The sequence below is a fragment of the Desulfovibrio desulfopostgatei genome (assembly GCF_053570645.1).
This window is the reverse complement of record NZ_JBRBQS010000002.1, coordinates 3,249,319-3,275,261: the sequence shown is the minus strand read 5'-3', so window position 1 is coordinate 3,275,261 and position 25,943 is coordinate 3,249,319. Positions and strand designations below refer to the sequence as shown.

23 protein-coding genes are annotated in these 25,943 nt (G+C 56.7%); 13 read left to right on the top strand and 10 right to left on the bottom strand.

The window, feature by feature from the left end; genetic code table 11:
* Positions 1-9 precede the first annotated feature (9 nt).
* The 4 genes from def to ACUZ9Q_RS14235 all read left to right on the top strand — a co-directional run bounded on the left by def (position 10) and on the right by ACUZ9Q_RS14235 (position 3,899).
* Entirely contained in the window at positions 10-528 is a 519-nt protein-coding gene (gene def, locus ACUZ9Q_RS14250) for a peptide deformylase (protein WP_449248086.1), read from the top strand.
* Entirely contained in the window at positions 501-1,514 is a 1,014-nt protein-coding gene (gene fmt, locus ACUZ9Q_RS14245) for a methionyl-tRNA formyltransferase (protein WP_449248085.1), read from the top strand. The genes def and fmt overlap by 28 nt, the downstream gene beginning before the upstream one ends.
* Before the next feature lie 167 nt (positions 1,515-1,681).
* Positions 1,682-2,500, top strand: coding sequence for a DUF116 domain-containing protein (locus tag ACUZ9Q_RS14240; RefSeq protein ID WP_449248084.1), 819 nt, complete (start codon positions 1,682-1,684; stop codon positions 2,498-2,500).
* A gap of 1 nt (position 2,501) precedes the next feature.
* On the top strand, positions 2,502-3,899 hold the full coding sequence (locus ACUZ9Q_RS14235; RefSeq protein ID WP_449248083.1) for a transcription antitermination factor NusB: 1,398 nt from the start codon (positions 2,502-2,504) through the stop codon (positions 3,897-3,899).
* A 97-nt stretch (positions 3,900-3,996) separates the two neighbouring features.
* Here the strand turns inward: ACUZ9Q_RS14235 and ACUZ9Q_RS14230 are convergent, their stop codons facing one another.
* Positions 3,997-4,941, bottom strand: a complete 945-nt coding sequence (locus ACUZ9Q_RS14230) for a ParB/RepB/Spo0J family partition protein (protein ID WP_449248082.1) — start codon at positions 4,939-4,941, stop codon at positions 3,997-3,999.
* A gap of 394 nt (positions 4,942-5,335) precedes the next feature.
* Between ACUZ9Q_RS14230 and ACUZ9Q_RS14225 the strand changes: the two genes are divergently transcribed.
* Positions 5,336-5,740, top strand: a complete 405-nt coding sequence (locus ACUZ9Q_RS14225; RefSeq protein ID WP_215647504.1) for a hypothetical protein — start codon at positions 5,336-5,338, stop codon at positions 5,738-5,740.
* A 6-nt stretch (positions 5,741-5,746) separates the two neighbouring features.
* Here the strand turns inward: ACUZ9Q_RS14225 and ACUZ9Q_RS14220 are convergent, their stop codons facing one another.
* The gene (locus tag ACUZ9Q_RS14220) at positions 5,747-6,535 is read right to left on the bottom strand and encodes a ParA family protein (protein ID WP_022659024.1); all 789 of its coding nucleotides are present in this window, start codon (positions 6,533-6,535) and stop codon (positions 5,747-5,749) included.
* A 305-nt stretch (positions 6,536-6,840) separates the two neighbouring features.
* On the opposite strand from ACUZ9Q_RS14220, the gene ACUZ9Q_RS14215 reads away from it, so the two are divergent.
* The 3 genes from ACUZ9Q_RS14215 (at position 6,841) to ACUZ9Q_RS14205 (ending at position 8,533) form a co-directional block, all read left to right on the top strand.
* Entirely contained in the window at positions 6,841-7,230 is a 390-nt protein-coding gene (locus ACUZ9Q_RS14215; RefSeq protein WP_192113131.1) for a response regulator, read from the top strand.
* A 97-nt stretch (positions 7,231-7,327) separates the two neighbouring features.
* Positions 7,328-8,065: a DsbA family protein gene (locus ACUZ9Q_RS14210; protein ID WP_449248081.1), complete on the top strand. Its 738-nt coding sequence runs from the start codon at positions 7,328-7,330 to the stop codon at positions 8,063-8,065.
* Between the two features lie 3 nt (positions 8,066-8,068).
* Positions 8,069-8,533, top strand: a complete 465-nt coding sequence (locus ACUZ9Q_RS14205; RefSeq protein WP_297145533.1) for a GNAT family N-acetyltransferase — start codon at positions 8,069-8,071, stop codon at positions 8,531-8,533.
* Between the two features lie 187 nt (positions 8,534-8,720).
* On the opposite strand, the gene ACUZ9Q_RS14200 is transcribed toward ACUZ9Q_RS14205, so the two are convergent.
* The 4 genes from ACUZ9Q_RS14200 to ACUZ9Q_RS14185 form a co-directional block, all read right to left on the bottom strand.
* The gene (locus ACUZ9Q_RS14200; protein ID WP_192113128.1) at positions 8,721-9,305 is read right to left on the bottom strand and encodes a MerR family transcriptional regulator; all 585 of its coding nucleotides are present in this window, start codon (positions 9,303-9,305) and stop codon (positions 8,721-8,723) included.
* Positions 9,306-9,553: 248 nt separating this feature from the next.
* A complete protein-coding gene (locus tag ACUZ9Q_RS14195; protein WP_225530012.1) occupies positions 9,554-9,892 on the bottom strand; it encodes a C40 family peptidase in 339 nt (112 codons plus the stop codon).
* A gap of 433 nt (positions 9,893-10,325) precedes the next feature.
* On the bottom strand, positions 10,326-11,909 hold the full coding sequence (locus ACUZ9Q_RS14190) for an ammonia-forming cytochrome c nitrite reductase subunit c552 (protein WP_449248080.1): 1,584 nt from the start codon (positions 11,907-11,909) through the stop codon (positions 10,326-10,328).
* Positions 11,902-12,369, bottom strand: a complete 468-nt coding sequence (locus tag ACUZ9Q_RS14185) for a cytochrome c3 family protein (RefSeq protein WP_215647502.1) — start codon at positions 12,367-12,369, stop codon at positions 11,902-11,904. Before ACUZ9Q_RS14185 ends, ACUZ9Q_RS14190 begins: the two co-directional genes overlap by 8 nt.
* A gap of 222 nt (positions 12,370-12,591) precedes the next feature.
* Between ACUZ9Q_RS14185 and ACUZ9Q_RS14180 the strand changes: the two genes are divergently transcribed.
* From ACUZ9Q_RS14180 to ACUZ9Q_RS14165, 4 genes are all read left to right on the top strand, one after another.
* Positions 12,592-12,840, top strand: coding sequence for a hypothetical protein (locus ACUZ9Q_RS14180; RefSeq protein ID WP_449248079.1), 249 nt, complete (start codon positions 12,592-12,594; stop codon positions 12,838-12,840).
* A gap of 21 nt (positions 12,841-12,861) precedes the next feature.
* Positions 12,862-14,946: an ATP-binding protein gene (locus ACUZ9Q_RS14175; RefSeq protein ID WP_449248078.1), complete on the top strand. Its 2,085-nt coding sequence runs from the start codon at positions 12,862-12,864 to the stop codon at positions 14,944-14,946.
* A 97-nt stretch (positions 14,947-15,043) separates the two neighbouring features.
* A complete protein-coding gene (locus ACUZ9Q_RS14170) occupies positions 15,044-16,483 on the top strand; it encodes a sigma-54-dependent transcriptional regulator (protein WP_192113123.1) in 1,440 nt (479 codons plus the stop codon).
* 129 nt (positions 16,484-16,612) lie between these two features.
* The gene (locus ACUZ9Q_RS14165) at positions 16,613-16,870 is read left to right on the top strand and encodes a hypothetical protein (RefSeq protein ID WP_027180864.1); all 258 of its coding nucleotides are present in this window, start codon (positions 16,613-16,615) and stop codon (positions 16,868-16,870) included.
* A gap of 267 nt (positions 16,871-17,137) precedes the next feature.
* On the opposite strand, the gene ACUZ9Q_RS14160 is transcribed toward ACUZ9Q_RS14165, so the two are convergent.
* From ACUZ9Q_RS14160 to ACUZ9Q_RS14145, 4 genes are all read right to left on the bottom strand, one after another.
* Positions 17,138-20,449: a UvrD-helicase domain-containing protein gene (locus ACUZ9Q_RS14160; RefSeq protein WP_449248077.1), complete on the bottom strand. Its 3,312-nt coding sequence runs from the start codon at positions 20,447-20,449 to the stop codon at positions 17,138-17,140.
* Between the two features lie 54 nt (positions 20,450-20,503).
* Complete coding sequence (locus tag ACUZ9Q_RS14155) at positions 20,504-21,358, bottom strand: tRNA1(Val) (adenine(37)-N6)-methyltransferase (RefSeq protein ID WP_449248076.1); 855 nt, start codon at positions 21,356-21,358, stop codon at positions 20,504-20,506.
* 121 nt (positions 21,359-21,479) lie between these two features.
* Positions 21,480-23,726: a peptidase U32 family protein gene (locus ACUZ9Q_RS14150; protein ID WP_227118797.1), complete on the bottom strand. Its 2,247-nt coding sequence runs from the start codon at positions 23,724-23,726 to the stop codon at positions 21,480-21,482.
* Complete coding sequence (locus ACUZ9Q_RS14145; RefSeq protein WP_192113119.1) at positions 23,723-24,739, bottom strand: NAD-dependent epimerase; 1,017 nt, start codon at positions 24,737-24,739, stop codon at positions 23,723-23,725. The genes ACUZ9Q_RS14150 and ACUZ9Q_RS14145 overlap by 4 nt, the downstream gene beginning before the upstream one ends.
* A gap of 147 nt (positions 24,740-24,886) precedes the next feature.
* On the opposite strand from ACUZ9Q_RS14145, the gene ACUZ9Q_RS14140 reads away from it, so the two are divergent.
* Positions 24,887-25,900, top strand: a complete 1,014-nt coding sequence (locus ACUZ9Q_RS14140) for a hypothetical protein (protein WP_449248075.1) — start codon at positions 24,887-24,889, stop codon at positions 25,898-25,900.
* Positions 25,901-25,943: the final 43 nt, after the last annotated feature.

Here is a 25,943-nt window from a genome sequence, read left to right as displayed (position 1 = left end):
GACGTCTGCATGATTCTTGATATTGTCACCTATCCTGAACCCAGGCTCAAAGAGGTTTGCGAACCTGTTGCCGAGGTGACGGACGACATTCGCCAGCTTGCTGCCGACATGCTTGAAACCATGTACGCTGCCCCTGGTGTTGGCCTTGCTGCGCCGCAGGTCGGGCGCAATATCCGTATGCTTGTGATGGATCCGGCCATGAAGGACGAGGAAAAGCAGCCCAGGGTGCTGATTAACCCTGTGTTGACCCTCTCCGGCGAGGAAGTTCTGAGCGAACAGGAGGGCTGCCTTTCTGTTCCCATGAACTACAGGGCCGACGTTAAGCGCATGAGCAACGTGCACCTGCATGCAACGGATCTGGACGGCAATATCATTGATGAAGATCTGGAAGAATTCCCGGCCATCATTATCCAGCATGAATATGACCATCTGGACGGCATACTGTTTATCGACAAGATCAGCCGCCTGCGCCGCACCCTGTACGACAGCAAGGTGAAAAAATGGCTCAAACGAAAAAGTGCCGTATAGTCTTTATGGGAACGCCCGAGTTTGCCGCCGCCAGCCTGAAAAGGCTGGCGGCCTGGCCTCGTGGCGAAATAGTGGCGGTATACACCCAGCCGGACAGACCAGCAGGGCGCGGCCACAAACTTGCTGAATCTCCTGTAAAAAAGCTCGCCTTGCAACTTGGCCTGCCCGTCATGCAGCCTGCCAGCCTGAAGGGTGCAGAAGCCCAGGCGGAGCTGACGGCTTTCAAACCAGACCTGCTGGCTGTGGCGGCCTATGGCCTCATTTTGCCGGACGCTGTCCTTGCCATGCCCACGCTTGATACCATCAACGTGCATGCTTCGCTTTTGCCTGGCCTGCGTGGTGCTGCCCCTATTCAGCGGGCAGTGATGGAAGGCTGGCATCCTGACGCCCGAGCTGGCATTTCCATTATGCGCATTGTGCGCAAGCTCGATGCGGGGCCGGTTTTCGCCACCGATGGCCTGCCCATCGGTGAGCATACGGCCGGTTCCCTGCACGATGCCCTTGCAGGAATTGGCGCAGAACTGCTTGTGCGCGTTTTTGATGATATTCTTGATGGCAAGGCACAGGCTGTGGATCAGGACGATGCTCTCGCCACCTACGCTCCTAAAATTTCCAAGGAAGACGGCTTTATCGACTGGTCGCTTCCTGTCGTGCAGGTACATGCGCGGGTGCGGGGTGTTACCCCGTGGCCAGGTGCGCGTGCTGTGCTTGAAACTGTTGATTCCGATGGCAAGCAACGCGACCCCCTTTCGCTCATTCTTGCTCCTGGCAGGGTGGGGCAATCTGCACAAGGCCATGTTCCGGGTACATTGCGGATCGATGCTGAGGGGTTGAGCATTGCCTGCGCTGATTGCTGGTATGTGCTGTCTACGGTCAAGCCTCAAGGGAAAAAAGAGATGTCCGTGCGTGATCTGCTCAACGGAGTGTTGCGCGGGTTGCCAAGGGGTGTTTGCGGTCTGGCAAGAGCTCCTGAACCAGGGGAGTAATGTCTTTTTTCCGCAATGGGTATTTTTAATGAGGCTCTTTTGAGCCTCGTTTTTTCTTTTTTTGACCTATGCATCATGTTGCGTGCTTGCGCTTTTCATAAGGGCAGTTTTGTGCGATTTTTAGGCTCAAGGCTATTTTTGCTTCTGACTCATCAAACCGAGGTCACATGTTTCGTAAGTCGCCCTTTTCTTTGCCGCCAGAGCAGTATGGTGGTGCGCGAAAGCGCGTTTTTATCGGGCTCATGCTGGCCTCGTGCCTTCTGCTGTGCCTCGGGGTTGCGTTTTTTCTTATTTTGCCGTGGGTTGGTTTTTTTTCTACGCAACACTGGCTGCCTACACTGAGCATAGGTTTTGGTTTTGTTGTTATCATCGGCTTGTTATGGCTCTGCATTATTCTTATATTTCATATTTATACGGGTAAATCTCTTCCTGGTGTAGACAGTGTGCGGCATGTCACCATCCGTCTGTTTTTTCCACTTATGGAATTGCTTGCAAAGGCAGTTGGTATTGACAGAGGAAGAGTGCGGCGCAGCTTTATCAAGGTGAACAACGAACTGGTGCTTGCCAGTGGCTGTACGGCGCAGCCGCAGGAGCTTTTGCTGCTTTTACCGCATTGCGTTCAGCAGGCCTTGTGCCCCCAGCGGCTTGTTCATAACCCGGACAACTGTCAGCGTTGCGGCAAATGCCCGGTTGGTGAGTTACTTGCTTTGAGGGACAAATATGGCGTGCGGCTTGCCATTGCCACGGGCGGCACCATTGCCCGCCGCATTGTGGTGCAAACGCGCCCGCGCTGCATTATTGCTGTTGCTTGCGAACGTGACCTTACATCCGGCATTCAGGACAGTTATCCTTTGCCAGTTTTTGGCGTTCTCAACCAGAGGCCGCATGGGCCGTGCGTTGATACGCTTGTGCCTATGAAGGCGCTGGAAGACGCCATACGGATTTTTCTTGGCCTTTCTCAACCCTTGCATCAGGGCAGGGCATAATATGGCTAAAATTCGCGTTGCCCAATCTGGCACTGCTGCTGCGCCATTGCCTGGGAAAATTCGCAAGCTTTCCCCCACGGCACGTCACTGCGCGCTGTGGGCCTTATTGTTGGTTGATTCCGGCATGACAGCCCAGCAGGCGCTTGCAACGGCATTCTCCAGCGCTTCATCTGTGGCTTGCAGCGCAGAATCTTCAGGACTTGCCCCGGTTGAGCGCAATCTGTGCTCAGAGCTTGTATACGGATACTTGCGAACGGAACTTCGCATTGCGTTTATTTTGTCCAGAGTGATGCCGCGCCCCCAATCTTTGCCGCGCCCTCTTCTGCATGTGCTGGGCCTTGCGGTATATGGTCTGCTTTTTCAGGACAAGGTGCCGGATCATGCCGCTGTTTTTAGCGCTGTAGAGACTGCACAGGCCTTGTACGGTCAAGGGTTGGCCCGTGTAGCCAACGGGGCCTTGCGTTCAGTACAGCGCCTTGCAGAAGCCCCCATGCATGAGGATTTTTATCTGCCGAAGGGCGCGGAAGCCGGATGCGCTGAGCACATGGCGCTTTTCTATTCTTTACCGCTGTGGATCATGGGGCACTGGTACAAGCACTACGGGCGCGATGCCGCCTTGCAGCTTGCCCGCCGGTCGTTTGATCGACCCTGGAGTGCAGTGCGCGTAAATGCACAGTATTCCGCTGCCATGTCATTGCGAGAGGCACTGCTTGCCAGTGGAGGCGAAGCGGTAGGGCAGTGGGGGATTGCTTTTGCGCCGGGTGCACAGCCGTCTGCTGTTTGTGGTCAGTCCTTGCACGACTTGCACCGCGAAGGCGCGCTTTCGTATCAATCCGCAGGTTCGCAGCTTGTTCTTGAAGAGCTTGGCCTCTATGGTTGGGAAAAACCCGTTTGGGATGTCTGCGCTGGTTTTGGCGGCAAGACTGTTGCCCTGCTTGAGCGGGGGATTGTGGTTCCTTTAGCCACAGACCGCAGCATGCAGCGCCTTGCGGGCTTGCCGGGGCAGTGCTCGCGGCTGGGACTTGGCTGTCCGTCTGTTGCCCTAACCGATGCAGTCAAACCACCCCTTGAACATTGGGATGGTCATATGCTTGTGGATGCTCCCTGTTCCGGGCTTGGCGTGCTTGCCCGCAGGCCTGATATCCGCCATAGGCCCCCACACGAGGGCAATAGCCATGAGGGATTGCAGCAATCCATATTGTTCAGTCTTGCGGCAAAGATGCGGCCGGGATGCCAGATGGCCTATATTACCTGTACGCTGCGGCCCAATGAGAATGAAAAGCAGATTGAGCACCTTGTGCGCGAATCAGATGGTCTGCAGGTGCTCAGGCAGTGGCAGACTCCACATGAGCACCCCTGGCTTGAGGGCATGTATGGCGCTTTGCTACGTAAGGTTTGATCCCTTTAAAAAAAGATAAGCGCAATGCGGAATGTTCCGGTTGCGCTTATCTTTGGATTGGCAGGGTATCTGTTCTGCTCGTGTATTTTCCCGCTGCTTATCCGGCGGGATTTTCTGTAGAATCTTCTTCTGCTTCCGGCAGGGTCACACCCAGTTTTTGCAAAAGCTGTTCAAGTTCTTCGCGGCTGCCGTATGCAAACGCAATGCGGCCGCTGTTTTCATCGCCGCTTACCTGCGTTTTGCAGCCAATGCTGGAGCAAAGATTCATTTGCAACGTCTTGAATTGCGGGCTTTTCTTTCTGGGGGCTTTGGCGCGAGGTTGCGGAGTCGTGTCCTCCTGTTCCCATGGCAGGGCGTTGTGCCCACGCCAGAAGGCGGCTGCGTCTTCTGCTTCGCGCACGGTCAGTTTGTGGCTCAGGATGCGCTGGCGCAACGCTTCGGAAGCAATGGGCGCATCAATGCCCAGCAGGCAGCGCGCGTGCCCCGCGCTGAGCAATCCGGCCTGAATGTCGGCCCGTGCAGTTGCGCTCAGTTGCAGCAAACGCAATGCGTTGGCGATTGCTGGGCGGCTTTTGCCAAGTCGACTTGCCAGTTCCTCCTGCGTTAGCTCCAGGGCATCCCGCAAGGCCTGGAGGGCTTCGGCTTCTTCAATGGGGTTGAGGTCTTCGCGCTGCAAGTTTTCAATAAGAGCAGCAGCCATGACCTCTTTATCGCTCAACTGGCGCACATAAACGGGTACTTCTTTGAGACCTGCCAGTTGCGCTGCCCGCCAGCGGCGCTCGCCCGCAACAATCTGGTAGGTATTTTCGCTGCCCAGCGGACGTACCAGCAGCGGCTGGATAATCCCCTGCGATTTGATGGAATCGGCCAGTTCCCGCAATGCGGCATCGTCAAAGTGCCTGCGCGGCTGATTGGGGTTGGGGTGCAAGGCCGTAATCGGCATCAGGTTAACAGCGCTCTCCTGCCCTTGCGGTTCCTGCTTTGGCGCGGTTCCGCCAAACAGTGCGTCAAGCCCTCTGCCCAATCCCTTGCTGCTGCTCATTTTTATTCCTCCAGCATAAGCTGTGGTTGCGGCAATACAACCATTGTTCCGGACCCCAGTGGTGCAGGTCCGTTGTCATTGCGGATTGCCGTTTCGACAAACCGCTTGTGTGATTGCCTTCATTCAAAATTTGTATGTGCTGAACTTTTGCTGCACGTTGCGGGGGCTTTTTAAGGGGCGCAACCTTGTTGCGCAAAACACCTGCACTTCGTTGCAGTCTCCTTGACATTTGCCCTTGGGGCGCGGCACCTTATGCGCTATTGTTTTCTGGCAGAAATCTGCCTGGCTGTTTTTGTTGCGCAATGGGCAGTATTTTGCTCTTGCGCGAGGCGTATCTTTTTTGCTCCAAAGTTCGACTTTGGTTTGGCCCCGCTTTTTACTTCAAGGACTCGTCATGCAGGATAACCCGCAGCTTCAGTATATCACCGATATCAAGGGCAATATTTCTTCTGTGATCATTCCCTGGCCCCTCTGGGAAAAAATGGAGCCCAAGGTTCGCAGCATTTTGGCAGCCGACGCAAAGCCGCAAGAACTCGAACAGACCGCCGGCCCGCTGGAAAGTTTTGAAGAGCTTATGAAGTTTTGGGATTTCAAATATCCCTACAGCCCTTCAGTTACCTGCCCCCACTGTGCTGCCAGCACCGAGGATTGGCGCAATGATCCCCAACGTCCGTTTATTCTGACTAATGCGAATATTGGCGGCCTGCTTGTTTTTCATTGCCGTGCATGCGGAACCACAATTCGGCAGAAGCATTTTCACAAGCACGTTGCGGTAGAGCACTCCACCCCAAAAGAATAAGCGTCCCTATTGCAGAACCGTATTTTTTTTGCTTGGCCTGCGCAGCACGATTTCTTTGGCCAAACCAAGGTATGCTTCCGCTCCCTTTGATTTAATATCATAGTGGATGATGGATTTGCCGTGGCTGGGCGCTTCAGAAAGGCGTACGTTGCGGGGAATAACTGTTTCAAACAGGTGCTCGGGGAAGCAGCGGCGCACTTCGTTTTTAACTTCGCGAGTCAGGCGATTGCGCGTGTCATACATGGTCAGCACCACACCCAGCAGAGAAAGATCTGGGTTGAGTCTTTTTTTTACCTGCTCATAGGTTTGCAGCAGCTTGACGATGCCTTCAAGTGCAAAAAATTCGCATTGCAGGGGAATGAGCAGTTCGCGTGACGCGCAGAGGGCATTGAGCGTCAAAAGCCCCAGAGAAGGAGGGCAGTCGAGGATAATATACTCATAGTCGTTGCGCACGCTTTTGAGGCATTCGTCCAAAAAAAATTCGCGGGCCATTTTGTCCACCAGTTCCAGTTCAACTGCCACCAGATTGGTGCTAGCGGGCAGAATATCCAAAAATGGCGATCGACTTTTGGCTATATTTTCTTTCAACTTTTCTGGTTCATAAAAGGTGTTGTACAGGTCGCCGTGCAGGTCTTCCTGGTGCAGACCTATGCCGCTGGTGCTGTTTGCCTGTGGATCGCAATCAACGAGCAGAACTTTTTTTTCCATGACTGCAAGAGCAGCGGAAAGGTTGATGGCAGTGGTGGTTTTGCCCACTCCGCCTTTTTGATTCGCGATGGAAATAATGCGCGCCATTGAGGCCTCCCAGTCATTTTGACTGATTTTAGAGGAACTGCTGCTTCAACCATCAGGCGATCCTGTCAGGAGCAGATACGTCAACGAGCATGAAATTTCTGGCTTTGCCGCCATTTCATGGTTCACTTGAAGGGAAAAACTTCGTGTTTCACATGAAACATGAGGGCGACACTGAAAGCTGCAATGGGTTGTTTGTAAAAGAGAGAATTGAGAGCGTCAAGGCTTAAAGCATATTGAGCAACAAAACTTGCTCCGTAAAGCTAAAGCGCGTAAAAAAATGGCACAATCTCTTGGCTGGAGAAAGTATGGAACTAGCAAAAGTGCTGTTGGTTGATGACGAATCAGATGTAACGCGAATACTCTCCAAGCGCCTTGGTCGCCGAGGGTATGAGTGCCAATCCGCTGCTAACGGGCAACAGGCCGTGGATGCCATGGAGCAGTTCCCCTTTGGCATTGTAATTATGGATGTAAAAATGCCGGTTATGGATGGCATGTCCGCCTTGCAGATTATTCATTCCCGATGGCCTAAAACTCAGGTGATCTTGCTTTCTGGCCATGCAGACATGCAGCTCGCTGTTCAGGCCATGAGTGAGGGGGCATTTGGTTATCTGATGAAGCCTGTTGACATTGATGAGCTGCTCTTTAAAATTGAAGATGCCGCTACCCAGATTCGCCTTGAGGCGGAGCAGGGGTAAGCGAGAGCGCAGAAAATAAGGATAGTGTATGCTTAGTAAAAAATTGATGGCGTCCTTTATATTGGCCTCTAGCATGGCTGCTGGGATTGTGCCCGGCATGAGCGCCGTTGCAAATGCTGTGGAAGTCACGGAAGAAAATCTGCCAAAACTGCTTGAAAAGCTGTTCCGTGAGCGGCCAGAACTGGTCATGGATGTGCTGCGCAGACAAAGCGAATCTGTACTTGATATCGCACAGCAGGGGTCAAATCTGCGCCGTCAGCACAGCCTTGAGGCCCAGTGGGCGCAGGATATGAAAGTGGCCAAAACGGTTAAAACAGAGGGCCGCCCGGTCATGGGATCACCCAAGGCCAAGGTGCGCATTGTGGCTTTTTCTGATTTTACCTGCCACTTCTGCCAGCAGGCCTCCAAAACTGTGGACGTGATTTTGCAGGAATACGGCAAAGACGTGAGCCTTGTTTTCAAAAACATGCCTTTGGACGACAAAGGGCCAGCCAACATTGCCTCAGCATATTTTGTAGCCATATCCCAGCAGAGTGAAGAAAAGGCCTGGCAGTTCTACAAGGCTCTGTTTGCAGACAGGGACAAGCTGATTGCCGAGGGTGAAACCTTTTTGAAAAAGACTGCCGAAGGCCTTGGCGTGGACATGAAGCGCCTTGCCAAGGATGTACACAGCAAAAAGGTTACAGACATCATTGCCGAAGATCAGATGGATGCCCAAAAGCTCGGCATTGAAGGGACTCCGTATTTTCTTGTGAACAACCTTGTGGTTCGCGGAGCTCTGCCGCTTGATCTCTTTAAGAGCGCTATTGATATGGCGCTGAAAAACAGCAAGTAGCACATGACAATCCTGCCAGTTACAGAATCCGACTTGCCGCAAATACTGGCCTTGCAAAAGGCCGCATTTGAAAGCGAAGCTAGGCTGGTAGAAAATTGGGATATTCCGCCTCTCACGCAAACGCTTGAAGAGCTGGTGGAGGAATGGCGCGTTGGCGTCGTGCTCAAGGCATTGGACGGGCAGACGCTGGCAGGAACGGTCAGGGCGCACCATGCAGAAGGTACAGCCCACATTGGCCGCCTTGCGGTACTGCCGCAATGGCAGGGCAGGGGATACGGTTCAGCCTTAATGACGGCAATTTTGTCCGCAATAAAGGCCGCTCGGTATGAACTCTTCACCAGCGCAAAAAGTGACCGCAACTTGCGGTTATATGAAAAATTTGGTTTTGTTCCGTACAAAAAGGCCCAAACCGCAAACGGGGTTGAACTGGTCTGGCTGGAAAAAATCAGCAAGCTCGGTGGTGAGTGATACGCCTCAGCGTGCTGTTCTGGCGGAGTATATCCGCAGAGTAGACAGGCGGAGCGGCATGTCAATCTGTCGCGTTGCGGTGCGGCAAAAGCGCAACCAGCTCCTGATTTCGATGTGTCTGGAAACGTAAAAATGACCATGAGAAAGGCCGCGCAATTGCGCGGCCTTTCTGCTTGCTTTGGCAAAATTATTCTGACTGTCCTGAACCACCGCGATTGCGGATAACCTTGGTCATCCATGAGCGCAACTGATCAAGATCGGCTTGTTGCGTTTTTTCGGACGAATCAAGCAAAACACGCAAGTTTGCAACCTCCTGGCGCAACTGTCCAACCTCTGGCGTATTGCTGCCGCCTGGGGCAGGGAGGCGCTGCACAACAAGTTGCAGCAAATGGGCAATCCCCTCAATGGCGTTTGTCTGGCGCTCCAGAATCTGAAGCGCGGCGGAAGGGAAAAAGTCATTGCCCGAAGGAACTTCAGCAAGGGCTGTGGAAGAATCAGCATCTGCAACAGCAACGGCATTTCGCGGAAAGCGCGCGTTGAGCGCATCTTCAACCGCCGCTGCCGTGCGGGATTTTTGCATCTGTTCAAGCACCGCCGCAATGACATCCAGCGTTTCTCGGCGATAACGGCGTCTGCGGCCATCGCCAACACTGGGGATAAAATGGGCAAACCGTTTGCAGTAATAGCGGGTGGTGGATTCAGGCAAGGAAAAATGGCGCGAAATATCCGCAATACTCAACAGGCTTTCAGCAACTACAGCCTTGCGAGCCATGTCTCCTCCCGCGTCGGGCAAAGGACGCCTGAAAAACGCTACGAGGCGCGTCACCCGGCAATTTGAATCGGATAAAAGGAGTGGGCAGAAACAGAAATCAGCAACAAAGTGATTCCGATGTAATTCTTTTTGAAATACTCCAAACAAAATTTAATAGCAAGTCAGCAAACAGAAAAGGCGGTACAGACTGAGCCGTTACCGCCAATAAAATAAACAATTGCGTGATTACGCGGTGGCGCTGCTGCTGATCAGTACACAACCCGCCTTACCGCGATAAGTTTGTTGCGCCAGTATGGCACATCAAGGCTTTCAACCCTCACATTTTCGCCGCGTCTGGGGCTGTGGATAAAGGAATTGCCGCCAGCATATATGCCAGTATGCAGCCCCCTCGGGCCGGAGCTGGTGCGGAAAACAAGGATGTCTCCCTGCCGGGCAGATGAAAGCGGTACCTGCTGCCCTGTGTGGGCCTGATCGGATGTTATACGCGGCACTTTTACGCCGTTCTGATTATATGCCCACCAGATCAAACCGGAGCAGTCAAAGCCCTTTTGCGGTGAGGCTCCGCCAGGTCTGTATTTTTTGCCCATTTGCGTATAGGCCGTTTTAACAACCTTGCGCGCGGATTCAGGTGCTGGCCCGCTATCGGGCGCGGATCTGAAAGCTCCGCAGCCTGTCAGAAGTACGGCGCATGCCAAGAGCAGCGCAAAATTGCGCCATCTTCGCCAAGTGCTTGAGTGTATTGCTGCTTCCATGCTGCAACCTACTGTGTTTGCAAACAATTTTGCAAAAGTCAAAAAAATAACACATATGTGCTGCATAGGATTATGCAATTTGTGTGCCTGATAGGCAGGCAACGAGGATTATTTTTGGCAGGAAAAAATAATGATGGGGTAACAAGCTGCAATAACATAAGTATTCATAATTTGAGAGATCAAAACAGCAAGGCCCCTGAAGAGGGGCCTTGCTGTTTTGAAGGTTATGCAGTGCAGCGTAACCGCGTGGCCTGCATGCAACTACGGGCTACTGGGCAGGCTTTGCCTCAGAAGTGATCCTTGTCTGATTGTCCCAAACCTGATCAGCTTTTGGCAAAGTGGGCAGCAGCTTGGTCCAGGGGTTCTTCTTGAGGAATTCGGGGTCCTGCTGGAGCTTGCGGCTCATTTCCAGAATGGGCGGCACAGTTTCCTTGATATCCTTGGAAAGCGCTTCAGCGATGCCAAAATCCGTAGCCTTGGTGGCAAGATCAACGGCCTTCTGGCTGCATTCCATAGAGGTCATGAGCGTATCAAGTGTCTTGTCGGGGTTGTGGAAACCAACGCTGTTTTCCGCAGAAACGTAATCCCAGAACAACTGGCCCTTGCGCACCATTTCGCGCGCTTCGGTCATCAGGGCGTCGTAATCGGCTGCGCGCTTGCCTTCGTAGGCATTGGCAAGACGAACAGCTTCATGCGCCTTAACCGAGATTTCCTGCGCTTTCAGCAGCTGTTCAAAGGCCTTCTTCTGGGTGTATTCCACGCGACCGCGCAGGTAGTCAGCAGTTTTGTCGGCGTGGCACTGACGGCAAGCGCGCAGTTCTGGATCCTTAAGGGGCGAGGTCATCCAGTGACTGGAAACCTTTTTGCCGCCTTCACGCATGTAGGGCATGTGGCAGTCGGCGCAGGCAACTCCGGCAGCGCCATGGGGGCCGTCCTGGAACATTTCATAGTCAGGATGCTGCATCTTGATCATGCCGACCTTGGAGGCCGCGTGCGTCCAGTCAACAAAAGGCCCGGGCTTGCCATCGGCGCTCTTGGGGCCGTGCCCCTTGTAGTACTGGTACATGTCTTCGGGGTTAAAGCCGTTGTCCCAGGGGAACACAGGCTTGGCGGCGGGGCCGTTGTCCTTGTGGGTGAAGTAGTATTCCACATGGCACTGGGCGCATACAAGGCTGCGCTTCTGGTTGCGCGAAAGCTTGGCCCAGTCTTGCCCGCTGCGCTTCAACCAGTCTTTGAGCGGCTCGGAGTAGGGGCGCAGTTCCATGGTCACTGGATCGTGGCAGTTGGCGCAACCAATGGTTTCATCCATCTCGTTGATTTTGTCTTTGCTGCGGAATTCATTGACGTCTTTTGACCAGAAGGCATCGCCGTACTGCTTGACCCACTCCATCATCTTGGGGGTTTTGCAGTTCCAGCAGGTGGCGGGCAGGCCGCCCTTGCCGTCAGCGGCAAAGCGGTTGATACGGTCAATATTGAGAAAATCTTCAACGGCGTAGGTGTGACCGCGCGCTTCATTGTATTCGTACATGAAGTGATAACCCAGCCACAGATTTTTGAGATAGGGCTGGGCGTGTTTGAAGCCCTTGGGCAAAGGATTGACATTGTCGTTCTTGTGATAGGGTATGGAACCCTTGTACTCGGTCATGACCGAGGATTCGTTGTTCTTCATGTACGAGGCGTACTGCTGCGGAAAATCTTTCTGGAAAGCAGAAATACGGGTTTCACTTTCAGGAATGGAAGTTTTGTACTTTGGGGGCTTAAGGTCAGTGGAAACATCCTGACAGCCCGCAAGCAAAGCTATGCCAAGCAGGGCCGCCACTCCCAGGGCCTTGTGTATGTTGCTCTTAGTCATTGGCTACCGTCCTTGTGCTTATAGGCATCATGCGCATGTGGGCCATCCCCTTGTGGCAATCCACGCAGTAGGGTTTGGCGTCCATGCTGGCCACATTGACATTGGTCTGGCTATGGCAGGCCATGCAGTTGGCATTGACCACATCCTTGGTGCGAACACTCAAAGGACGCGGAATGTCGTGGCCTGAAACATTGCCGATAACGTCGCGCAAGCCTTCCTGGGCCTTGAACGGCAGCTTGGCCAGCAGATTATGCGGGGCATGGCACTCATTGCAGGAAAGTTTGGCGTGTGATCCCATTTTCTGGGTCACGGCGGCTTCCTGCATTATGTGACAACTGGCGCAAAAAGGTCGCTGGTCAGTTGTCGTCATGGCGTACGCAAGCACACCCAAAAGCACCATTCCCGCCGCAACGCCGCCCAACAGCACCTTAAGCCATGGTCCATTGCGGGGTGTTCCCATAGAGCCTCCTTAACTCGCTCCTTGTGTGCCGCCCCCATGGCGGCATCCCGGTTAAGAAAACAAAAAACGTACCAAAATCAGCAAATAAAATAAAAAAATAATTAGTAGATAAATAAGATAATTGCATGAAATCGAAAGAAAAAGAGTGATTTCGGTCACAGAAAAATTCAGAAAAAAAAGACAGATTCAGAAATAAATGACAACACCACCGGAAGGGTGAGCATGCTGCGTGAATCAGTTGTAAAGTCGAAAAAGATGCCGTGGCTGGTACTTGTTGCCAGTTTGGCCTGGCTTGGTTTTACCGGCTTTCTTTACAGCCAGGCAGTGCAGGTCAATGCTGAGCATAGCCTTGAGTTGGAGCATACACGACTTTCAACCATGGCGCAGCAGTTAATGGATGCAAGAAACTGGAATGCTGCACACGGCGGCGTATATGTTGAAAAAAGTGATTACGGTCAGCCAAACCCCTAGTTGCCAGAATCGGAACGCACAGTGACCACGCAGGATGGGCGCACCCTGGTGCTGGTCAACCCGGCGTACATGAGCCGCCAGTTGGCAGAGCGCAGCTCGCGCGAAGGGGTGACCATCAGCGTGATAAGCAGCGCGCCCCTACGGCCGGAAAACATGGCGGATGTGTGGGAAAAATCAGCGCTTGCCCGCTGTGCGGAAGAAACCCCTGAAGTGTTTTCAGCTCCACAACAGGGTAATGGTCAAAGCCTGCGCCTGCTGAGCGTGCTTATGGCCCAGCAAAGCTGTTTGCGGTGCCATACAAACAAAAAAGTGGGAGAAGTGCTCGGCGGCATCAGCGTGAGTCAGGACGCAAGCTCATTTCATAAAGGGCTGGAAAGGCAGCGTTACAACATGCGCCTGCTGTATGGGCTGCTTGCAGTCACGGGCGTGCTCGCCATCGGCGGCCTGACCTTCAACCTCACGCACCGGCGCTGGCTGGCGGAAGAAGCCAGCCGCATGAAAAGCTCGTTTATGGGGCACCTCAGCCACGATATGCGCACACCGTTGACGGCCATTGTGGGAATGAGCGAACTGGCGCAGCGCACAGACCTGCCTGAAAAAGAACGAAAAAAAGCCTTGGGCTATCTTGCACAAGCCGCAGAGGCACTACGGGAAATGGTGGGTGACATAACCAACCACGCTGCGCTGGAGCAGGGAACTCCCACGCTTGAAGCCGCGCCTTTTGATCTGCGGGAGAGCCTTGCAAGCTGTGTCAGCCTGTACAGGCCCATTGCCGACAGCAAGGGGATTTCACTGACGCTCGGGATAGACGAAAATTTACCGCAATACGCGGTGGGCGACAGCTTTCGGCTGCGGCAGGCTCTGGGCAACATTGTCAGCAATGCCGTCAAATTTACCGAGGCTGGTTCTGTTGGCGTTTATGCTACTGCCCTCGAAAGCACCAGTGAACATCTGAAGCTGGCAATTTCCGTCACGGATACTGGCCCCGGCATGTCGCAGGAAGATCAGGCCATAGTGTTTGAGAGTTTTCAGCGAGGGCGCGATACAGCGCGCACACCGGGAACAGGCCTCGGCCTGAATATTGCCCGCACTCTTGCACGGCTCATGGGCGGGGATGTGGAGCTGGTTTCCCGTCCAGGGCAAGGGGCCTGTTTTACGCTTTACGTGTTGCTTTCGCGGTGTTTGCAACCCGTACAAGCCAGCCGTCGGGAGAACGCGGGCACATCAGATGCGGCCAAGTCAGAGCAGCCGTGTTGCGCAAAGCAGTTGCTGGCGCACAAAAAGGTATTGGTTGCGGAAGACACCGCGTCCATTGCCTATGCCATGCAGCAGATGTTGCGAGGCATGGGGGCAGAGCCCGTGGTGGCTGAAACCGGTGAAAAGGCGCTGGAACTGCTGCAGTATCCTCACCTGGGGCATTGGGATTTGCTTGTGCTCGACAGCCGTTTGCCCGGCATTGATGGACTGGATGTGCTGCGAGCTTTGCGGAATGGCGATACATTGTCCCCGGCAAAAACCCTCGCCGTTGTCTATACAGCGACAACAAGCGACTCTTTTTTGAGGAAATGCGAGGAGCTTGGCGCTGATGGCGTATTTTTAAAACCCTTGAGTTTTCAGCAGTTGCGTCATGAGCTGGAAAAACTGGTGACAGCAAAGTCGGCAGATTGCTCCGGCAGGCCAAAAACTTTCACGCAGGAAAAAAGCGCAATGGCAAACATGCCTGAAACCTCCGTGACTGAACATCAATCTGCTGAAATACAATGCAAAACTGATATCTGGAACCGCAATGCAGCCCTTGAAGCGCTGGATGGCGATGAAGACGTGCTGATAAGCCTTGCCAACGTATTGGAACATGAACTTCACGAACGTCTGCAAACCCTGGATGCCGCCATTGCAAGGGGTGATTTTGAGCAGCTGCGGCGCACAGCCCATGCCTGTAAAAATTCGGCAGGCATCATGAAACTTGACCACCTGCGGGCAGTTGCAACAGCAACTGAAGACGCGCAATCAGCAACTATTTCAGAAGAAGCGCAAAAATTACGTACGGCAATGCAGGAAGCAGCGCAGGTGCTCGCCGCAGGTGTGGAACAGGGCAAGACCGCCTAGTGGGCAGAGTGCCAGCAAAAAGGTTTTGGTCTGGCACGTGCGGCAAAGCCCGCAGACAAGAAATCGGCGGAAGCGTGATCTCAGGGGGAACTAGCTGATGGCCAAAGTGCTTGTGGTGGACGATGAAGGACTGATGCGCACAATGGTGCAGGTAGTCTGCAACCGCATGGGGCACGAAACCCTGTTGGCCGCTTCCATTCAGGAGGCGCTGCGCATGGTCAGTGAGCCAGTAGATGTGGTCTTGCTGGACGTATGGCTCCCAGATGGAAACGGGCTTGAATATCAGGCTGATTTTGCACACCTGCCCGGTGCGCCGGATGTGGTGGTCATCACCGGCAACGGCGACGGCGACAATGCCGAGGCCGCCTTGCGCTCCGGAGCATGGGAATTTCTCACCAAGCCCTTGCAGATGCGCGATATTGAGCAGTGTTTGCGGCAGATTCTGCAATTCAGACAAAACCGCACTCCAGTATCAGAAGCTCTGGTTGTGGACAGCGGGCATATCCTTGGCAGCGGCCCCGGCATGAGCCGCGCTCTCAAGCTGTTGGCGCAGGCCGCAAAAAGCGAAGTAAACGTGCTTTTGCTGGGAGAAACCGGCGTAGGCAAGGAACTCTTTGCCAGGGCGCTCTTTCGTAACAGCGCAAGGGCAGCCAGGCCGTTTATAACGGTTGACTGCGCCTCGCTGCCAGAAACTCTGGTGGAAAGCCATTTGTTCGGCCACAGCCGCGGCGCGTTCACCGGTGCGGACAGGGCGCGCGAAGGGTTGCTGCTTGCGGCAGACAAAGGGACGCTGTTTCTGGATGAAGTGGGTGACCTGCCTCAGCCCATGCAGGGGGTCTTTTTGCGAGCCCTGGAACAGCGGCGTTTTCGCCCTGTGGGCGAGGTACGCGAGGTCAGCAGTGATTTCAGGCTGGTGGCCGCCACCAATAAAAATCTGGAGCACATGGCCAAGGAAAACAGCTTCCGGGCAGACCTGCTCTACAGGCTGCAAGGCCTCACCATTGTGATTCCGCCGTTGCGCGAGCGGCTTGATGAAATCCCCGCTTTGGCGCGGCAGGCCATTGCGCGCTTTTGCCTGGGCAGTGATCAGCCGGAAAAAACCCTTTCCAACGAGGCGCTGGATGTGCTGCTGGAGTATGCCTGGCCCGGCAATGTGCGCGAACTGATCCATTGTCTTGAGCGGGCATGCCTCACGGCGGGAAAAAGCGATCTGATCCTGCCTGCGCACCTCCCCACGCGTATGCGCGTGGACTCCGTACGGCGTCGCATGGGGCAGGGGGCCGTGCCGCCGGGCAAAGAGAATGGCGTGTTGCACGGCAGCGACGGCGCGGGGATAACTACCCAGGAAAACGGGTTTTTGGTCAATGACGCGCTTGGGCAAAAACCGCCGAGCCTGCGTGAATGGAAATCGCAGGCTGAAAAAGCCTACGTGCGGCAGGTTTGGGACATGTGCGCGGAAGACGTGCGAAAAGCCTCGGAAGTGGCAGGTATTTCACGTGGACACTGGTATGAACTGATGAAAAAAAACGGCCTGTAACAAGGTCTTCAGGCGTGCGGAGCCGAAGCGCGTCAAAAAAACGCGGCAAAGAGCCAGGGATGCTTGCGTCAGAAAATAAAAGGAGCTATAGGCGAGAAAAACCGGCATTGAAAGGCAATGTTAGAGCTTATGAACAAGAGTCCCATTACTGTCAGAGGTTATGTCGCGGCAGTGCCGCGCTCTGTGGATGCGCGCCAGGCCCGTGTCGCTGTTGTGCAGGATGATGTGGAATACCGCATTGTGCCGCGCGGCGCCGGGGTTGACCTGGATGACGAGGTCAGCGTGCCCGTGGAAGTATCAGGCATCATGGAAGAAGCGGACGGCGTGGTGTACCTCATCGTGCGCGGTTACAAGGTGCTTGAAGACGACTCCTGGCTGGAAGAATAAGCGGCTTTTTTGCGTCACATTGTGGCGCACTCTTGAGCAGTTTTGCCGGGTGTGGCGTTTGTCAGGCCGGACAGCCTGTTGCGCCCTTGTTCCCATGCCCTCAGATCAGGGGCAAGGCTGGTACAATGCTCCTATGTCCAACCTGTAGCCCGTTTGAATGCCTCTCCCCACATCGGATCGAAATCAATTCTGCAAAAGCGCAAGCGCCAATGGCGCTTTTTTTGCGCCCTTGATCCTGCCATCGGTGGCGTAGATCGGGGGAGGGAATCAGAGCAGGCTGATCTGTTTCTGTTCCTTGCGAGTGCGTGTTGCAAGGGTGCTGTGTCGGCAAAATTCGCATATCTGGCTCATGAAGGGCGAGGGCTGCAAATGCAGGGTGCGCCCATAAAGAGAGCGTTGGGCGCAATGGCTGAGAAACAGCGCCCGTGCGGCACGCGTAAGCCCCACGTACAGCAAACGGCGCTCCTCGGCCTCGTCGGCCTCTCTTTGGGTGCTGCTGGTTGCGGCATCCGCGGCAGGGAACAAAAGTTCACGCCGCAAAGGCAAAAGACCGTCTTCAAGCCCCGGTAGAAAAACAGCCTGAAATTCAAGCCCCTTTGAAGCGTGTAAGGTCAGAATCTGCACACTCTCGGCCTTGGCGCGCACAAGCTCGGCCTCCTGAAGCCATGCCAGTTGCTCAAAAAAGCCCGCCCAGTGGCCGCTCTGGTTCCACAGGCGGCACAGTTCGCGCCAGGGGCGGCTGCCGGTAAAGACTTCCCCCGCCCAGGGCTGTTCGGCAAGCCAGGGCAGCATATGCTCCGGAGCAGGCAGGCTCTCTGCCGATGCCCAGTTTTGCGGCAAGGTATCCTGTTGACCCTGATCCTCGGTAGATACATGCGCAAAACCGCAATGAGCGCCTAGCAGGCTCAACAGGTGCGCGCAGGCGGCGTCTTGCCAGAATCCATCCTGTGAGGGCGCGGCGCATGGTATCCCCGCCTGTTCAAGGGCCGCACGCAGGGGGGGAATTTGCGCTTTCAGGCGCACAAGAACCGCAATGTCGCCCGGTGCCAGTGCTCCGGCCAGGCCGTGCAGGTCGTCCCCCTTGTTGTGATCCAGCAAGGTGTGGGCCGTTGCACCCAGCAGATGTCGAACCCGCTCTGCTACCCAGCGGGCCTCGGTGCGCTCATCGGGAGCGGAAAAGAGCCGCAGTTCAGCCGTGAGGGATTGCGCGGCCAGCAATGGGCCGCACTGCCCCTTGTGGTGCAAAAGGCTGCGGGCCATATCCAGTACGCTCTGGCTGGAACGGAAGCTCTGCCCAAGGCGGAAGACGTTCAGCCCCGGCCAGCAGGCGCGCAGACTGGCTTCGCTTTGGCCCGTGACGCCACGGAATCCGTAAATGGCCTGATCCGGGTCGCCAATGCCGAAAAATCCATGCCCATCCGCAGGCAGCAAGGCTCGAACAATGGCAAGCTGCACAGAGGAAAGATCCTGCACTTCATCTACCAGCACGTGCTGCGGACGCTCGTTTTCGGGTAGGGCGCGGGCGTGCTCCAGCCACCAATCCAGAAGGTCGGCGTAATCCACATAGCGCTGCCCCATGTTCTTGCGCGCAGCGTAGTTGGCAGCAGCTCGGGCCAGAGGGCTTTGAGCAGACTCCTGGGCAAGAAGACCGCCCTCACGCGCCAGAGCAAGGGCATCCCAAAGCTTGCGCGCATCACGCTTTTCCAGTTCCGGATTTGCCAGACGGAACAAATTGAGCGCGGCATCCTCGCCAAGCAACAGCGGGGGATTGTCCGCGCTGGCAGCGCGCAGGGCCGCCCAGGCCATGCCGTGCAGCGTGTCGCACTGCGGCAGCGCAGTTTGCGCGCCGCTATCAAAGGCCTTGGACAGTCTTTCCCTCAGTTCATCCGCAGCGCGCCGCGTAAAGGTGACAGCCAGCACCCTGCGCATGTCCGCGCTCTGTTCCGCAAGCCATTGCAGGCGGCCTACCAGCACACGGGTTTTGCCTGCGCCGGGGCCAGCCAGCACCAGCACGGGCGCGGGGCCGGCTGCAAGCGCCGTCTGCTGCTCGTCAGAATAGGCAAAGGCCTGCGCAGATGTGTCAGTTTTAGCTGCGGATTTTACCGCAGAAAAATTGCTTGTGGCTTCTGCGTTGGTATCACTCGCAAGGGGGAGGCTGGCCCGACGCACGCGCACGGATGCGGGCTGTGCGGCAGTTGTCTGCGCATTTGCAAATTCAAGTGGCTCAGCTTTTTTGCGCCCTCGTTTGGCAGGAGCCTTTACACCCGGCAGGGTACCGCGCGCATCGGCCAGTTCCTCCGGGGAGAAAACCCTTACCGTGCCGTATTCGCCGTCATAGCCTCCCTCGCGGTAGACCTGCCCGCGCCGCATGCGGGCCACTGCTTCGCCCAGCGGCTCCCAGTGGGCGCGAATGTCGGCTTCCGGCAGGCGGCAAAGGATATCCAGCTCCGGCCCCAGCTCGCGCAACAGGCTGCTGTAACGCTCCTGCACCCGGCGCGATGCCGGGCCAACGCCAAGTATTTCGCCCACGACTTCAGCCAGCGGAATCAGCGGGCGCACTTCCGGTTCGCGCGGGAGATCCGGCGTGGTTTCCCTGTCCGCCAGTTCCAGCACCCGGTGCAGTACGCCGACTGTGAGCGGCTTGCCGCAGACCGGGCAAATGTTGCCAAGAGCCAGCGACTCTTTAGGCTCCAGCACCACGTTGCAGGCGCGGTGCCCGTCAAGGTGGTATTTGCCTTCATCAGGATAGAATTCCATGGTGCCGAGAAAACGGCAGTCCAGATTGCTCTGGTCTTCCCGCCGGGCAGAGGCGCGCAGGGCAGCAAACATGCCCGTATAGCTGGGGTGGCCCGCAAACAGATTGGCCTCGCGTCCAAGGTTGGCCCCGGAATGCGCGTCCGAATTGGACACAAGAGCGTAGCCGTCAAGCCTGCTGATCAGGCGGTTCATGGCCGGGTCGGACGAAAGGCCCGTTTCCAGCGCAAAAATGTGTTCCGAAAGATCGCCGTAGCAGTCTTCAAGCCTGTCAAAGCCTGACTTGGAGCCGAAAAGCGCAAACCAGGGCGTCCACACATGGGCGGGGATCATCACTGAACCGGGCGCGCATTCTAGCATGATTTCAAGCAGGTCGCGCGAGTCCAACCCCAGGATGGGGCGGCCATCGGCATTAAGGTTGCCGATCTGCGCCAGCCGCAACGAAAGGCGCTCCGCATCTTCCAGAGTAGGCACAAACACAAGGTTGTGCACCTTGCGCACCTTGCCGCCGCGTTTGTAGATGGAGCTGATTTCCGTCTGCAGCAGAAACAGCGGGTCGGCGGATTCCTGCATGCCGGGACCAGCCTTGGAGTCCATAAAATCCAGAGTTTCCGGCTCCACAGCCAGCCTGTACAGTCCCGTAGTTTCGTCCAGCACGAGCTGCTCCGCCAGTTCCGCTCGCCACTGGGGATGTGTAAAATCCCCGGTGCCCAGTACGTTGATACCTTTGCAGCGCGCCCAGGCCGCCAGATGACGAGGATTGAGGGCCTTGCTTGTGGCGCGCGAGAAACGGGAATGGATGTGCAGATCAGCTATAAAATTCATAATTCACCCTGTGGGGATGGAATCTGTGCGGGATTGATCACAGCAAAGCCTGCGTCAGGCCAGCCAGGGGCAGAAGCGCAGCGCCTGTGTAGACCACCGAGGCTCAAGTTTGCCGCCGCCTGTGACCTTGCTGGTTCCTGAGTTGTCATTGGTGGATGCCCCGGTGTGCAGCGTCAGCGGCGTTTCAATCACGGTTTCGTGCGCGGTATTCTTGCGGGCCAGAGCCAGAATCCGCAATGCGGGTTTTGCCCTGTGCGTTCTGACGGGCAGCAGGAGGCGCAGCCCAAGGCCCGCATCGTTCAAGGCAGCGCACAATTGCGGCAAGGCCGGAGCGTCATAGATACAGCAAAAACAGCCCTGATGTCTCAGCAGCGCGGCCGCAGCGCGGCAGAATAGCTGGAGCGCGTATTCCCGGCTTTCCTCGCCCTGTGCGCCACGCAGCGCTCGTTCCCGTATATGGCGGGGCGAGGGCCTCCCGGCTACTCCATAGGGCGGATTTGCCAGAACCAGATCAACCCCCCCGGCGTGGCAGCCGCCTGTTGTGCCTGCCAGCTCTGACAAGCGTTTTCTGTCGGCCAGATCAGCTTCGGCAAAGCGCAGCCTGTCTGTCAAGCCAAGGCGCGCGGCATTGGCCGTGGCGGCCTGCACGAGCGGCCCTTCCCTGTCCAGCCCCAGCCCGGTAATGCCAACGCAACGCAAGGCCAGCCCCAGCAGAGCAGCCCCGCAGCCACAGCCAAGCTCTGCCGCAGTCAGATGCGCCTGACGTGGCGCGGCCAGGCTTTCCACATAGCGAGCGGCAAAGGCAGCCACCAGGAGGGCGTCCGCGCCAAAGCGCAGGCTGCCTTCCGGCTGCTCAAGCCCGCGTGGAAAAAGCTGTCGGGCGTTGTAAAAGTGTTCATCCGTGTGCATTGGGCTTCCTGCGCCGGAAAAAGGACCGCCGTCAGAAACCATGTTCTGTCGGCGGCCCGCAAGTATGTGTCAGGATGCTGCGAATGCGGTCAGCCGCCCGGAGTTAGGGGCGGCACGCCCCTTACAGCAAATCCCCTTCCCAGTTGAACAGGCTCTTGCGCCGCATTTCGGGCACGGAAGCTGGCGGATTTTCCTGCATGTGCGCAAAGAAACCGTATCCCGCCGAGAGCAGTTCCTGCCTTTTGGCGGTGATATCCAGCGGCCAGCCGGGATAAATCCAGATGTTGCCGCCGTACTGCCGCGCCCAGAAGGGTTCGCCCATGGGGCTGAGGAAGGGTTCGTTGGGTTTGACGCCCAGCAGGCCGAAACGGCTGATGCCCACGGGCCAGTAGCCGGAAAGCACGACGCCAAGCGGCAGGGGGCTTTGCGCGGGCAGGGCCAGCATGTCCTCCTGCGCCAGTTCAGGGCTAACAAAAGCGCCCGAAAATCCCATACTGGCAAGTATGCCAAGGGCCGAGGCATTGGCCGCGTTGCAGAAAGGCCCTGCCAGCAGGTCGGCGTTTTCTTCAAGCTGCTCGGGGAACAAGCCGCGCTGCCACGGAGCGTTGCACACAAAATGCCGCGCGCCGTCGCGCCACAGCCGTCCGATGGAGCGGCGGATGGTTTCTTCCTCATCAGGCCATATAACAGGAGGCAGCCACCAGCACATGCGCGGGGCAACCGTGCGCGATAGCTCGGCGCTGCGCGCCGAAAGCCAGAGGGCCTGCAACTGGCTGCGGCCAGTGCGGGTCTCCTTGCCGTGGGGCACGCTTGAGCGCACATACATGTCGGGCCGGGTTTTGGCCTTGATGGGTTTGGGCAGACGCGGGTCGCTTTCCACCGCCTTGCTGGGGCGGGAGGGCATGGCCTCAAGGCGCGCCTGCCAGCTTTTGATGATGCGCATGAGTTCTGGTTCGCGTCGGTCAATAAGAAAGACGGGCGTTCCAGCCTTGGGCGTCTTGTGCTTGGGCAGGCGCATGGTAAGGCTGCCGCCCTTGGGAATACGCCGGGTTACGGGCAAAGTGGCATGCCAGCGCTCGTCTTCTACACCCACTCGCAGGTAATCCTGCGGCAGCAGTTCAAAGAAGGGCTTGAGCGTCACGCCGCCTTCAGGCTCGATGCGAATCTTGCCCGCCAGCAGACCGGAACTGGTCTGACCGTCCGGGGTGGTGGGGATGGTGTGATCCTTCTGCGGCAAAAAGCGCGCGCGCGTGGAGGGCCGCCCCAGGGACATCTGCAAAATTTCTTCGGCAGCCTTGCGGGCCTGCGCATCGCCGGGATTGTCGCGCAGCATGCGGTAGGCCGTGACCACGTGATACACGTAGTGGGGGCCTTTTTTGCGGCCTTCGATCTTCCACGACACAAGGTGGGGGATGTTCAGCAGGGTTTTTGCCAGCACGTCCAGCGAAAGGTCGAGGCAGGAGAACCAGCGGCCGTTGTGCTCCTTGCCGCGCACCTGCCCGCGCGAGGAGGGGCGGCGTGGCGCGTCAAAGGATTCATTTCTGCGGTCGTCCGGCCTGCCGCGTCCGGCCCGTGGGTCACGCCCATCACGCCCGGTGCGGTTTTTGCGGGCAATGTCCATGCGGGACTGTTCCTGGCGCATGCGGTCCTGTTCCTCACGTTCCGCATTGCGCACAAGCGCAATGGCAGCGGGGCCGCCCTGACGGTACACGCGGCGGCAGGGCTGCACGCAGCGGCCCCGCAGGCCGCTTTTGCCGCCCATGTAGCTCGACCAGTAGCAACGGCCAGACACGCAGTAGCACAGCGCGCCGTGCACAAAACATTCAAGGTCAAGGCCTTCGGGGCAGGCCTCGCCCATGGTGCGGATTTCGTCAATGGAAAGCTCGCGCGGCAGGATAACACGGTTGGCGCCGAGTTTTTTGGCCTGCAACAGGCTTTCCGGATGGGTGAGGTTGGCAAGGGTGGAAAGAAAGAGCCCGCCCTCAAAACCAGCCTGACGCGCCAGATCCAGCATTGCCAGATCCTGCACGATAAGCCCGTCGGGCCTGACCTGACGGGCAAGGCGCGCCGCCAGCCGATAGGCCTGAGCCGGTTCGTTGGGTTTGACCAGGGTATTCATGGCCACGTAAACGCGCGCGTTTTCCGCATGGGCAAGGTCTGTCAGGCGTGAAAGTTCCGTCAGGCCAAAGTTTTCTGCCTGCATGCGGGCCGAAAAATGCTTGAGGCCCAGATAGATGGCGTCTGCCCCGGCGGCAAGAGCGGCCAGGAATGAAGGCGCGTCGCCCGCCGGAGCCAGAATTTCGGGCCGGGCGGGCGTGGGGGCGGATATGTTCAGATGATCCGCAGAAGTAGAGAAAGTGTCATTCATATTTTATAATACTCTTTGTACCAGGCCACAAAGCGGGCTATACCCTCGCTGAGAGGCGTGGAAGGGGCAAAGCCGGTGGCGGCGGTGAGGTCGTCAATATTGGCCCAGGTGGATTCAACATCGCCCGGCTGCATGGGCAGAAGCTCCTTGCGGGCCTTCATGCCAAGGGCGTCTTCAAGGGTGCTGATGAAATCGTTGAGTTCCACCGTATTGTTGTTGCCTATGTTGTAGATGCGCCAGGGCGCGGAGCTGCTGGCGGGGTTGGGATTTTCAGGGTCAAAGTCCGGGTCGGGCTGCGGGGCCAAGGGCAGCAGACGCACCACGCCTTCGATGATGTCGTCGATATAGGTAAAGTCGCGGCGCATGCGCCCTTCGTTGAACACCTTGATGGGTTCGCCGCGCACAATGGCGGTGGTGAACAGGTGCAGGGCCATGTCCGGCCTGCCCCATGGGCCGTATACCGTAAAAAAGCGCAATCCCGTGCAGGGAATGCGGAACAGATGGCTGTAGGAATGGGCCATCAGTTCGTTGCTTTTCTTGGTGGCGGCGTACAGGCTGACCGGGTGGTCCACATTATGGTGCACACTGTAGGGCCGTGCCGTGTTCATGCCATACACGGAAGAAGACGAGGCAAAAAGCAGATGCCCCACCTTGTTCTGGCGGCAACCTTCAAGAATATGGCCAAAGCCCAGCAGGTTGGCATTGAGGTACGATTCCGGGTTCTGGAGGCTGTATCGTACGCCAGCCTGCGCCGCAAGGTTGACCACATGGGTAAATCCTTCGCGGGCAAACAGGGCGGCCATTGCCGGGCCATCGGCCATGTCCAGAAGTTCAAAGCGGAAGCGCTGCGCCTCAGGCATGGCGGCAAGTTGGGCCAGACGGTCTTTTTTTAGTTGCACATCGTAATAGTCGTTGCAATTATCAACGCCCACCACGCTGTGCCCATCGGCCAGAAGCCGTTGGGAAAGATGGTATCCAATAAAGCCCGCTGCGCCTGTTACCAGAACATGCATGAGAACCTCCCAGTGTGCATGCAGGCAAAGTAAGCCAGATGCGCGTTCTGGGCAAGAGCGGCGCGCCACGGTGAAATCCTTGTTTCGGGGTATGGGGGCTTGCGGGAAAAAGCGCCGCATCGTATGTTTTGGGGACCGAGGTAACGAATGCAGAAAGCAGAGAATAAAGGATCCGAAACGCAAGGCAAGTCCGCATCTTCTGCGGATAAAGGCCGCCGTCAGGATCGCGCAGCCTGGTACGCTGGCCCGTACAAGGACGCGCTCATATATCTTATGGTCGCCATCTTTTTTGTAGAGATGATTGTTGGCGGCATTTCTTTTTTTTACGGCGTCATGCATGCCGCGCCGGATGTTCCCGGCGGCCCGCCGCTGGCGCGCTTTCCCTGGTTTGGCTGGGCCGTGGCCGCGGTGCTGGCCCCTGTGGGGCTGATGCTCATTGTCCACCTCTCCGGCACCTGGGTTTCGCGCTATCTGGGGCGCGAGGACAGCATACAGGGCGGGCAGGGTTCAGGGCAGACTGCTGACGATGAACAGGTTCCCGAACGGCTGCGCCGTTTCTATGCCATAATCCGCAATGCGCCCACGGTGGTTTTGCTTCTGGGCATCATGCTTCTGGGCGCGGGACTGTTTTTTGTGGACGGGGCCTTCTCTGCCCTGATGCGCCTTGGCGGCGCGCTGACCGAATATATTCCCTGGATTGCGGGCAGTCTGGCCGCTCTTATTGCCGTATGCTATCTGGTGCACCGCTGGTTTGTGTACCGGCATCACCGCATGCAGCAGGAATATGAGTACCGGCGCGAAGTGCTGGAACGCACGGGCATCGTGCTGGTGGACAAGGGCTGCATACCCTTGCCGCAAAACGAGGTGCAGCGTCTGGCTCTTGGTGGTCATGTGGTCGAGGCGCAGGCCTTGCCCCCGGCCCTTGACGCCGAAGCTGCACCGGGTGATGCCGCTGCTGACCGCAATGGAACCGCAGGTCATGATGACGATGTGACCGATGCGGAAATTATCAGCCCCGACACGGCAAATCCGTCTGAAGATACGGCTGACGCAAGCCCTGCGGGCAGCGCAGCCAGCCCCGCAGATGCGTCAAAGCCCGTTGATGCCTCCGTGGATGCTTCCGCAGCAGATGAGGCTGAAAAGCCCCGCAAGCAAGGTTAATTGCAGATATGGCACCATATTGTTCAGCGCTAAAGCGGCGGAA

Bases quoted from the DNA above. Each gene is read 5' to 3' on its own strand.
- def (WP_449248086.1), top strand. From the start codon at position 10: ATGATTCTTGATATTGTCACCTATCCTGAACCCAGGCTCAAAGAGGTT.
- fmt (WP_449248085.1), top strand. From the start codon at position 501: ATGGCTCAAACGAAAAAGTGCCGTATAGTCTTTATGGGAACGCCCGAG.
- ACUZ9Q_RS14240 (WP_449248084.1), top strand. From the start codon at position 1,682: ATGTTTCGTAAGTCGCCCTTTTCTTTGCCGCCAGAGCAGTATGGTGGT.
- ACUZ9Q_RS14235 (WP_449248083.1), top strand. From the start codon at position 2,502: ATGGCTAAAATTCGCGTTGCCCAATCTGGCACTGCTGCTGCGCCATTG.
- ACUZ9Q_RS14230 (WP_449248082.1), bottom strand. From the start codon at position 4,941: ATGAGCAGCAGCAAGGGATTGGGCAGAGGGCTTGACGCACTGTTTGGC.
- ACUZ9Q_RS14225 (WP_215647504.1), top strand. From the start codon at position 5,336: ATGCAGGATAACCCGCAGCTTCAGTATATCACCGATATCAAGGGCAAT.
- ACUZ9Q_RS14220 (WP_022659024.1), bottom strand. From the start codon at position 6,535: ATGGCGCGCATTATTTCCATCGCGAATCAAAAAGGCGGAGTGGGCAAA.
- ACUZ9Q_RS14215 (WP_192113131.1), top strand. From the start codon at position 6,841: ATGGAACTAGCAAAAGTGCTGTTGGTTGATGACGAATCAGATGTAACG.
- ACUZ9Q_RS14210 (WP_449248081.1), top strand. From the start codon at position 7,328: ATGAGCGCCGTTGCAAATGCTGTGGAAGTCACGGAAGAAAATCTGCCA.
- ACUZ9Q_RS14205 (WP_297145533.1), top strand. From the start codon at position 8,069: ATGACAATCCTGCCAGTTACAGAATCCGACTTGCCGCAAATACTGGCC.
- ACUZ9Q_RS14200 (WP_192113128.1), bottom strand. From the start codon at position 9,305: ATGGCTCGCAAGGCTGTAGTTGCTGAAAGCCTGTTGAGTATTGCGGAT.
- ACUZ9Q_RS14195 (WP_225530012.1), bottom strand. From the start codon at position 9,892: ATGGGCAAAAAATACAGACCTGGCGGAGCCTCACCGCAAAAGGGCTTT.
- ACUZ9Q_RS14190 (WP_449248080.1), bottom strand. From the start codon at position 11,909: ATGACTAAGAGCAACATACACAAGGCCCTGGGAGTGGCGGCCCTGCTT.
- ACUZ9Q_RS14185 (WP_215647502.1), bottom strand. From the start codon at position 12,369: ATGGGAACACCCCGCAATGGACCATGGCTTAAGGTGCTGTTGGGCGGC.
- ACUZ9Q_RS14180 (WP_449248079.1), top strand. From the start codon at position 12,592: ATGCTGCGTGAATCAGTTGTAAAGTCGAAAAAGATGCCGTGGCTGGTA.
- ACUZ9Q_RS14170 (WP_192113123.1), top strand. From the start codon at position 15,044: ATGGCCAAAGTGCTTGTGGTGGACGATGAAGGACTGATGCGCACAATG.
- ACUZ9Q_RS14165 (WP_027180864.1), top strand. From the start codon at position 16,613: ATGAACAAGAGTCCCATTACTGTCAGAGGTTATGTCGCGGCAGTGCCG.
- ACUZ9Q_RS14160 (WP_449248077.1), bottom strand. From the start codon at position 20,449: ATGAATTTTATAGCTGATCTGCACATCCATTCCCGTTTCTCGCGCGCC.
- ACUZ9Q_RS14155 (WP_449248076.1), bottom strand. From the start codon at position 21,358: ATGCACACGGATGAACACTTTTACAACGCCCGACAGCTTTTTCCACGC.
- ACUZ9Q_RS14150 (WP_227118797.1), bottom strand. From the start codon at position 23,726: ATGAATGACACTTTCTCTACTTCTGCGGATCATCTGAACATATCCGCC.
- ACUZ9Q_RS14145 (WP_192113119.1), bottom strand. From the start codon at position 24,739: ATGCATGTTCTGGTAACAGGCGCAGCGGGCTTTATTGGATACCATCTT.
- ACUZ9Q_RS14140 (WP_449248075.1), top strand. From the start codon at position 24,887: ATGCAGAAAGCAGAGAATAAAGGATCCGAAACGCAAGGCAAGTCCGCA.